Source organism: Arthrobacter sp. MDT2-34-1 (assembly GCF_059091365.1).
In genome coordinates this window covers 1-1118 of record NZ_JBNHGO010000045.1, presented here as the reverse complement: position 1 = coordinate 1118, position 1118 = coordinate 1, and the positions used below count along the sequence as shown (strand labels likewise).

1 protein-coding gene is annotated in these 1118 nt (G+C 65.7%); it reads left to right on the top strand.

Annotated features, from left to right (window positions below):
- Positions 1–314: 314 nt before the first annotated feature.
- Positions 315–1118 (top strand): mycofactocin-coupled SDR family oxidoreductase (locus AC5RVV_RS17490; protein ID WP_494002623.1); only part of this gene is annotated, 804 nt, incomplete at its 3' end.

Here is a 1118-nt window from a genome sequence, read left to right as displayed (position 1 = left end):
CTGTACCTGCTGTCCGACGAGTCCACGTGGACGACGGCGTCGAAGATGGTGATCGACGGCGGCGTCGTCGCCTGGTAGGGAACAACGAACGAACGGCTGACGGGCCCGGTGCCGGGCATCGGAGTGCTGCCTATCGACTCCGGTGCCCGTGCCCATGCCCGTGCCCGGGCATGCCTCGGGCGCCCAACGCGACTATGTGAACACTCCGAATGCCGGGGTGGACATGTTCAAGGCGTCCGAGACCGACGCGTAGTCGGGTCCGGATTTCCGGGTGCCCTTGGGCGCTCACCAATTCCATAGAACGGAGCATCAACATGGCAGGACGCATGGACGGCAAGGTCGTCTTTATCACCGGCGCTGCACGCGGGCAAGGCCGGTCCCACGCGGTCCGATTGGCGGAGGAGGGCGCGGACATCATCGCGGTCGACATCTGTGAGTCGATTCCGTCCGTCACCTCGTACCCCGGCGCCACCCCCGAGGATCTGAAGGAGACCGTCGCGCTGGTCGAGGGGTTGGGCCGGCGCATCGTCGCCGAGCAGGCTGACGTGCGGGACCTCGCACGGCTCAAGGAGGTGGTCAGTGCCGGCGTGGCCGAGCTGGGCAGGCTGGACGGAGTCGTCGCCAACGCCGCCATCGCGACCTGGGCGCCGTGGGACGGGTTCACCGAGGATGAGTTCCGCGACGTCATCGAGGTCAACCTCATGGGTACGTGGAACACCGTGCTGGCATCTGCCCCGGTGATGGTGGAAGCCGGGAACGGCGGGTCGATCGTCCTGATCTCGTCCGGGTTCGGACTCAAGGGCGGCCCGTTCAACATGCCCTATGTGGCATCCAAGTTCGCAGTCACGGGGATCGGCCAGACACTGGCCGCCGAGCTGGGCAAGCACAACATCCGGGTGAACACTGTGCACCCGGGTCCGGTCGACACCGAGATGGCCCGGCATGTGGACAATGAGAAGCTCTCGGTCGGCAACGAGTACCTCCAGGGCGTGTTCAACCACTTCCACCAGGGTGAGCACATGATGGACCCGGTCGAGATCTCGAACGGGGTCCTTTACCTGCTGTCCGACGAGTCCACGTGGACGACGGCGACGAAGATGGTGATCGACGGCGGCGTC